At 56.5% G+C, this 7872-nt stretch carries 10 protein-coding genes; 6 read left to right on the top strand and 4 right to left on the bottom strand.

Annotation, left to right across the window (positions count from 1 at the left end):
- The 4 genes from arsB to RT613_RS14630 form a co-directional block, all read right to left on the bottom strand.
- The coding region (arsB, locus tag RT613_RS14645) for an ACR3 family arsenite efflux transporter (protein ID WP_313616433.1) at positions 1-1040 on the bottom strand (1040 nt) is incomplete at its 3' end.
- Positions 1040-1162: a hypothetical protein gene (locus tag RT613_RS14640; RefSeq protein ID WP_313616431.1), complete on the bottom strand. Its 123-nt coding sequence runs from the start codon at positions 1160-1162 to the stop codon at positions 1040-1042. The genes RT613_RS14640 and arsB, both read right to left, overlap by 1 nt.
- A gap of 11 nt (positions 1163-1173) precedes the next feature.
- The gene (gene arsN2, locus RT613_RS14635) at positions 1174-1617 is read right to left on the bottom strand and encodes an arsenic resistance N-acetyltransferase ArsN2 (RefSeq protein WP_313616430.1); all 444 of its coding nucleotides are present in this window, start codon (positions 1615-1617) and stop codon (positions 1174-1176) included.
- The gene (locus RT613_RS14630) at positions 1614-1967 is read right to left on the bottom strand and encodes a metalloregulator ArsR/SmtB family transcription factor (RefSeq protein WP_313616428.1); all 354 of its coding nucleotides are present in this window, start codon (positions 1965-1967) and stop codon (positions 1614-1616) included. Before RT613_RS14630 ends, arsN2 begins: the two co-directional genes overlap by 4 nt.
- Positions 1968-2872: 905 nt before the next feature.
- Between RT613_RS14630 and RT613_RS14625 the strand changes: the two genes are divergently transcribed.
- The 6 genes from RT613_RS14625 to RT613_RS14600 all read left to right on the top strand — a co-directional run bounded on the left by RT613_RS14625 (position 2873) and on the right by RT613_RS14600 (position 7870).
- Complete coding sequence (locus tag RT613_RS14625) at positions 2873-4204, top strand: reverse transcriptase domain-containing protein (protein WP_313616426.1); 1332 nt, start codon at positions 2873-2875, stop codon at positions 4202-4204.
- Between the two features lie 217 nt (positions 4205-4421).
- Positions 4422-4841, top strand: coding sequence for a hypothetical protein (locus RT613_RS14620; protein WP_313616425.1), 420 nt, complete (start codon positions 4422-4424; stop codon positions 4839-4841).
- A gap of 5 nt (positions 4842-4846) precedes the next feature.
- Positions 4847-5083, top strand: coding sequence for a hypothetical protein (locus RT613_RS14615; RefSeq protein WP_192491313.1), 237 nt, complete (start codon positions 4847-4849; stop codon positions 5081-5083).
- 3 nt (positions 5084-5086) lie between these two features.
- The gene (locus RT613_RS14610; RefSeq protein WP_313616423.1) at positions 5087-6772 is read left to right on the top strand and encodes a portal protein; all 1686 of its coding nucleotides are present in this window, start codon (positions 5087-5089) and stop codon (positions 6770-6772) included.
- On the top strand, positions 6772-7125 hold the full coding sequence (locus tag RT613_RS14605) for a hypothetical protein (protein ID WP_313616422.1): 354 nt from the start codon (positions 6772-6774) through the stop codon (positions 7123-7125). Before RT613_RS14610 ends, RT613_RS14605 begins: the two co-directional genes overlap by 1 nt.
- Positions 7109-7870 carry a hypothetical protein gene (locus RT613_RS14600; protein ID WP_313616420.1) on the top strand — a complete coding sequence of 254 codons (762 nt, stop codon included), beginning with the start codon at positions 7109-7111 and terminating at the stop codon, positions 7868-7870. Before RT613_RS14605 ends, RT613_RS14600 begins: the two co-directional genes overlap by 17 nt.
- The last annotated feature ends 2 nt before the right edge of the window (positions 7871-7872 follow it).

Genomic DNA, 7872 nt, shown 5'->3' with positions numbered 1-7872 from the left:
GTTGTTCTGCTGACGGCGGGCGAATCCTCGGACCAGTTTTTGCTGCGGTTTACGGCCCAGACGACGGTCAGCATGACCGGAACCTCGATGAGCACGCCAACCACGGTTGCCAGTGCTGCACCGGAGTGAAACCCGAACAGGCTGATGGCAGCTGCCACGGCAAGTTCAAAGAAATTGCTGGCACCAATCAGCGCCGATGGGCCGGCAACGCAATGGCGCTCCCCCACCAGACGGTTCAAAAGATATGCCAGCGCCGAATTGAAATAGACCTGAATGAGAATGGGAACGGCCAGCAGCGCAATGATCATCGGCTGCGCAATGATCTGCTGCCCCTGAAAACCAAACAGCAGGACAAGTGTCACCAGCAGGGCAATAAGCGACAGCGGCTGCAGCTTTGCAAGTGTCGCATCCAGTGCCGTGGTCGTTCCATCCCGCGTCAAGCGGGCACGCAGAAGCTGCGCGATGATAACAGGCACGATGATGTAAAGGCCGACAGACAGAATGAGCGTGTCCCACGGCACGGTGATGGCCGACAGGCCCAGCAGCAAGCCGACAATGGGCGCAAAAGCCACAATCATGATCGCGTCATTGACGGCGACCTGCGACAGCGTGAACAGCGGTTCACCGCGTGTAAGGTTGCTCCACACAAAGACCATGGCGGTACAGGGGGCAGCAGCCAAGATGATAAGCCCGGCAATGTAGGAATCGATCTGATTGCCCGGCAGATACGGCCGGAACAGCCAGCCGATGAACAGCCATGCCAACAGCGCCATGGAAAACGGCTTGATTGCCCAGTTGATAAACAGCGTTACGCCGATGCCGCGCCAATACATGCCGACCTGCGCCAGCGAGCGGAAATCGATCTTGATCAGCATCGGGATGATCATCAGCCATATCAGGATGGCAACGGGCAAGTTGACCTTGGCGACTTCCATGGCACCGACGAGGTGGAACACGCCGGGCAACAGATGGCCAAGCGCGACACCAACGATGATGCAGAGAAAAACCCAGAGGGTGAGATAACGTTCAAAAGTTGACATCAGGCAGACTTTCCCTGGTGGCTGTAAAATTCCGCATCCCCGTTGAGGATGGATGTGCCGCGCATGAAACGAGCCGAATGACCCGTCGCTGAAACAAGCACGTTGTGGAGATGATCGGTCATGGCGTTGTCCGCTATCCGGTCGCAGCCGTGTTGAGTTTCATGATGCTGGCCGAGGCCGGGCAGATGCCCGAAAGCTGGCGCGTGGCAAGGACGGCAGATGGCACGGCACCCCGCTCAATCGTGATGAAACCGAGTTTTTCAAAAAACTGTGTGGCCGTGGTGGTGACCAGAAAAACGGCGGTGCCCTGTTTGACGGTTTTCAGGATTTCGCGTGACAGTGAAAGGCCCAACGCCTTGCCACGAAACGGAGGCAAAATGACCATGGACCTCAAAAGCACCGCATCATCGCAGGCTTCCATGCCAGCATAACCAACCGTCATGCCATCGGCAGAAACCGCCCTGAAGAACAGGCGCCCCGGCTCTTCAAGATCAACAGTTGGCAGATGGGCGGCGGACAGTGCCTGTTGCAGGCCGGGATCACCACCCGGCACGGGTTCCAGCCTGAGAGTGGTCATGATGGCCGCACCGCCGGCGTGCAGCACGGTGAAAGTTCCGCGATCAACGGTGCGCAAAGCTCGGCAGAACCGCCACAACAATCCTTCAGCAAAAACAAAGTCAGCTGTTTCAAACCTTGCAGATCTGCCCGGTAGATGATCGAGCGGCTGTGCCGCTCTCCCCGCACCAGCCCGGCCCGCGACAGGGTGGCGAGATGGGCTGACATGGTGTTTTGCGGCACCTCCAGAAGACGCGCCAGTTCACCGGCCGGAACGCCTTCCGGCTCATGCCGGACCAGAAGACGAAATGTGTCCAGCCTGGTGGGCTGGGCCAAGGCGCCAAGCGCCGCAATTGCTGATATATTATCCATATATCCAGATTATTGGATATGTTGGGGTGGAGTCAAGGGGATACGTCGTCTGCAAATGGGGCACTGCGGGAGAAAAATTTACGATCACAGATCCGCACGTAACCTGCAAGAAAGCGGTTTTAAGACTTTAAAAATGGCACCGGAGTGATTTCATTATTTGATATTTTTCGCGAAAATTGGCGTCTTTGGACAAGTAGGTTTCAACCCAATTTAGACCATACGCAACTCCGCCTCCATATAAGCTAGGCCGTTCTAAAGGAGCGCATCTGGAACTTGGCGCAAATTTAGACAACTTTAAGTAAAAATTTTAGATTTGGGTGTGCGAAGACACTTGAATAACTCCGGCAAAAAACCATATCGTCGCAGTGTTCATGGTTGCCATGGCGTCGGACGTGAAGCTGGACCTGTCCATGCGGATCACGCGCCACGGACACCACGCCCAGGTGGCATTTGCTGCCGAGGTGTCTGGAGTCGCGGCTCTGCCGTGCGCAGTGGATGTGTCGTACCTGACCGTTGGTTTAGAAGCTGTGAATACGCCGTCATCAGGCGGACCCCAAGCAGCAGATAGCCAATTTAAGCGGCGGGCGCGGCCGGGGCCGGAAACGCTTGACATTGCCAAAAACCTACTAAGGTGGAGGGTGAAGAATTGTGTGAACCTGCCTCGAAAAACTGGCTCGTGGGAGTCGGCTTACCGGCCTTTGCGGACTCGCGTTGGCCGTAGCGTTCATGGTTGCCATGGCGTCGGACGTGAAGCTGGACCTGTCCATGCGGATCACGCGCCACGGACACCACGCCCAGGTGGCATTTGCTGCCGAGGTGTCTGGAGTCGCGGCTCTGCCGTGCGCAGTGGATGGGTGCCTGTCAACGGTCGGGATAGTATGTACGGGGACCCGAGCGGAGAAGATATGGCATCGCTTTTCGAAAATGTCCGGTCAGAACAGAATGTTTTCTCCGCCTGGCGGCACGTCAAGAAAAGTGCAATGAGTTCCGCTAACGGGGATATTCGAGGCGCTGCAACTGAGTTTGAGCACTCCCATCAACGACATATCCGCCGAATTATCACACAACTCCGCGAAGGCCGCTTTAAATTCGATCCTGTCACCGGGGTCTTGAAGGATAAAAAGAAAAGGACTGCTGCAGGAAAAGATCCACGGCCTATTGCCATTGCTACATTAAAGAACCGGATCGTGCAGCGCGCAATATTGCAAATATTGCAACCTAGGACAGCGATAGATTCCAAGGATGCGAATACCCGTTATCGGGTTGAACGGGACGAGAGATTGGGTACCATCAACGAGGTCAACAAGTCCAAGTATGGCGTAGGCGGGCTAATGCATCCATATGGCGGAGTTGAGCCAGCAATTAGGTTGATACGAGAAGCAATCGATGGTGGATCCAAATACTTCTATCAATCAGACATCAAATCTTTTTTTACCCGCATACCGACAAAGACCGTCGTTGGATTTGTGCGAAACCAAACGCAAGACGACGCTCTTGCAGATCTTTTTGAGTATGCTTTAGAAATTCATCTAGAAAATGAAGAAGAGTTGCAAAGTTATGCGTCACTTTTCCCTAAGGGAGGTATCGGCGTCGCCCAAGGTTCTTCGCTGTCCGCATTCGCGGGCAATGTACTACTTTATGACTTAGACCACGAATTAAACAAAATGGGTGTGACTGCGGTAAGGTACATCGACGACATCCTCATTGTGGGGGAAGATAAGAAGGTATTGGACGCGGCAATTTCCCATGCTGGTGAAACACTAAAGAGCTTCGGTTTTGGTTTATACGCGCCAACCAAGGGCAGTGACAAAGCTGCGAATGGCGAATGCAGTAGCGCCATAAATTTTCTTGGATGCACCATCCAGCCGCGACGATGTGTCCCGAGTACAGCATCAATGGAACGACTAAAGACAGACGTTACAAAGGCTATTTCAGAATCGAAAATTGCTATTCAGGCGTTCTTGAAGAAGGGAAACTCATTCAATCCCAAAAATTCCAAGACGGCGACACTAGATTCAATTGGCAAGCGAATATACGGCTGGCAGAAGGCGTTCGCCTTCTGCACCGACGCACAGCCGTTCGAACAGTTAGACCGATACATCGATAGACAAATCAGCGACTATGAGTCGGCTCTGTCGAGAATGCTTGTTGGCGCAAGCACGCCCACGCGAACGAAAGTTCTCGGAATTCCGTCTACTCACGAGATGTTTTTGAACACCGTGAGGAAACGCACTTAGGTTAGAGACGTCCGATTTTTTGCACTAATTGTACTAAACGTTCAGTTCAGGAGTCGTCTCTCAACAAAATGATAACCAAATACCGTTCCCTGGGGCCGAGTTGATCATTGCATGCTGCTTTAGAACTTATGTAAACGCCCGCCCCCCATTCCACCCCAACAACCATTGACCGCTAACACTCCAAGCGATGGCCGATGTGGCCGGTGGAGCGGGATTTATGGATTATGGGCAGGCCAGTGAAAATGGTCAGACTGATAGCGGCCAGACAGACAACAGCAGCAACATTGATATAAAATTCAAAAGCCCGGTTGCGGTGCGTGACGTGCAGGCGGTGACGCTTGCCCGCCGGCAGAATGCCGCCGCCAATGGCCGGCTGCTTTGCGTGATGTTGTTTTGCGTGTGCCTGCTGATGTGGCTGTTCAGCCCCGACAATTTCTTCCTCTGGCTTGCCATGTTGTCCACCCTGCCCGTTGCGGGTGCGGCGGCGGCTGACAATCTGGCTGCAAAATCCCCCGCAAATCTCCCCAAACTTTCATCCGGTCGGCGGGCGCATGGCGCTCTGCATGCGGCCCTTTGCGGCATCAATACCGGCGTGCCGGTTGCCGTGTTCATCCTTATTCTTCTCAACATTGGATAACGCTCATGTGCATGTTCAAGACCCCGAAAACCCCGACTGTTCAGGCGCCGCCGGAATACGCGCAGCAGAAGACGCCGGATTATGCCGTGGGACAGAGTTCTGCGGCGCGGCGCACCTCCGACCGCATTCGTGGTTCTGCCAGCACCATTCTGACCTCCGGTACCGGCGTTGGCACCTTTGCCAACACGCTGTCGCCGACGCTTTCCGGCATGGATGGCAAAAAGACATTGCTTGGAGCCTGAGACATGGCAGACACCCGCCGAACTGACGAAAGCCAGATTGCCTACCACCGTCGCCGCCTTGAGGAGCTGAAGCAGCTTCGCCAGCCATGGGAAGCGGAATGGCGGGCGCTGGCCGATTACATTGAGCCAACCCGGTTGCGCCTTGGTGGCGACCGGGAGGGGCCGCGCACCCGCGCCAAGATTATTGACAGCACCGGCACCCATGCCTGCGACACGCTGAAATCAGGCATGCATTCCGGCCTGACCTCGCCTGCCCGGCCGTGGTTCCGGCTGACGACCTTTGATCCCACGTTGAAAAAGGTAGATGCGGTAAAGGCCTATCTGGCGGCCGTGCAGGACAAGATGCGCGAGGTGTTTGCTGCATCCAACCTCTACCGCGCCTTCCATGTGGGGTATGGCGACCTTGGCCAGTTTGGGCAGTCGGTTGCCATTCTGGTGGAAGACGAGGAAACGGTTATTCGCGTGCAGCAGCTGGTGCATGGCCGGTTCTGGCTGGCGCGCAACCACAAGGGCCGCGCGACGACACTGTACCGGGTGTTTCGCTGGAACGTGCAGCGCATTGTCGAGCGCTTCGGTTACGAGCAGGTGCCGCAGCGCATTCGCGGCCTGTATGACACGGCAAAATATTCCGAATGTTTTGACGTCTACCACGCCATTGAGCCGCGTTACGACCGCGACGAGACGATGCGTGACAAGCGCAACAAGCCGTTTCTTTCCAATTACTGGGTGGACGAAATCGGCACTGAGCTTTTGGAAGAAAGCGGCTTTGACAGCAACCCGATCATTGCGCCGGCCTGGGAGCTTTCCGACGACGATCATTATTCCCTTTCACCGGGGCAAAAGGCGCTGGCCGACATCAAGATGTTGCAGCTGGAGCAGATGCGCAAGCTGGAGGGCATCGACAAAAAGGTGCGCCCGCCGATGAACGCGCCAACCTCCATGCAGAACAGCCCCAACTCGCTGTTGCCGGGTGCGGTGAACTATGTTGACGACCCGGCCGGCAAGGGTTTTCGCCCGGCGATGGAAGTGAACCTGAGCCTTTCCGAACTGCGCGAGGACATAAGGGAAACGCAGATCCGCATTGACCGGACGTTTTTTGCCGATCTGTTTTTTGCCATTACCAACATGGAGGGCGTGCAGCCGCGCAACCAGTTTGAACTGACGCAGCGCAAAGAAGAACAGCTGCTGCAGCTGGGCCCGGTGCTGGAAAACGTGTTTGGCGACCAGCTGGGCCCAACCATTGACCGCACCTATGACATTCTGGTGGCGCGCGACGAGCTGCCGCCACCGCCGGAGGAGCTGCAGGGGCTGGAACTGAAGGTGGAATATATCTCCACCCTGGCGCAGGCGCAGCAGGCGGTTTCCACCGGGCCGATTGAGCGCGGTGTGGCCTTTATTGGCCAGCTGGCCGGGGCACGACCGGAAGCGCTGGACAAGCTGGATGCTGACGAGGCGATTGACCTTTACATCGAGGCAATCGGTGCGCCGCCCTCCATGATCCTTGCCGATGACAAGGTGGCGGCGCTGCGTGAACAGCGTGCGCAACAGGCGCAGGCGCAGCAAAGTGCTGAAATGGCCGCGACCATGGCACCGGCGCTGAACCAGGGCGCACAGGCTGCAGAACTTTTGGCCAGCGCCAATGAAAACCCCAATGGCAACGCGCTGCTGCGCCAGCTTGGACTAGGCTAATGGACCATTTTAACGAACAACCATCTCACCCCCATACCCCGGAGCGTGATGAAATCACGACGGCGTTTCGTGACGTCTTTGCCCTTGATGCCGGCAAGCGTGTGCTGTTCTGGATTCTGGAACAATGCGCTGTTTACCGCGATGCCTATTCCGGGGAACTGACCAACGCAACGAACTACATCCTCGGCAGGCAGGGGGCCGGGCGAACGCTGATCGCCAAGCTCGATAGCATCGACCCCACCATGTACCCGAAGCTGTTGCTGGCGATCGCTGATTTCAAGGAAGCAGAAAAGGTAGCGGCGAAACGCCGTGCCGACAGCGAGGAAGGCGAAGACTATGACGTTGATGCGTAACAGGTGGCTGGGCCGCGCCGCATTGCTGTTCAGTGCCGAAGGCGACAGCTTTGGCGGCAATGGTAACGAGGCCAATGCACCCTCACCCGAGGCCGTGCTGTTTCCCGATGATAAGGCCAATGCGACTGGCAATGTTAATGGCGACTTCGATGACGACGATCGCGACAATGATTTCGGCGAAGACGACATTGATGGCAACGGCAAAGGCAAGGACGGCGACAACGCCACAAAGGACGATGCCGCCAAAGACCCCGACGATACGGTTCCCGATGACGGCAAATATACGCTGACCATGCCTGACGGCGTGGTGGTGGACCAGGAGCTGCTGGATGCGATGGGCAGCGACTTCAAGGAGCTGGGCCTGACGACACGCCAGGCCCAGCAACTGGCCGACAAGTTCATTGAAACGCAGTCACGGCGTGGTGCGGCGCAGGCGGAAAACTGGGCCAACCGTGTTCAGGGCTGGGCTGACGAGGCCCGACGCGACCGCGACATTGGCGGCCACAAATGGCAGGGCACGGTTTCCAGTGCCCAGCGCGCACTTTCCACGCTCGGCACGCCCGCCTTGAGGGAATACCTCAACGCCAGTGGCGGCGGCAACCATCCCGAGCTTATCCGCATATTCGCAAAGGTCGGATCGATGATCCGGGAGGACAACCCACCAACGGGAGGCGCAGACGGCGGGGGCAGAAAGGCCGAAACCGCTCACCTTCTTTTTCCAAACGACGCACCGAAGGGCAAATAACA

Source organism: Agrobacterium sp. (assembly GCF_032092815.1).
GTDB lineage: Bacteria > Pseudomonadota > Alphaproteobacteria > Rhizobiales > Rhizobiaceae > Agrobacterium.
This window is presented reverse-complemented; position numbering and strand designations above follow the sequence as displayed.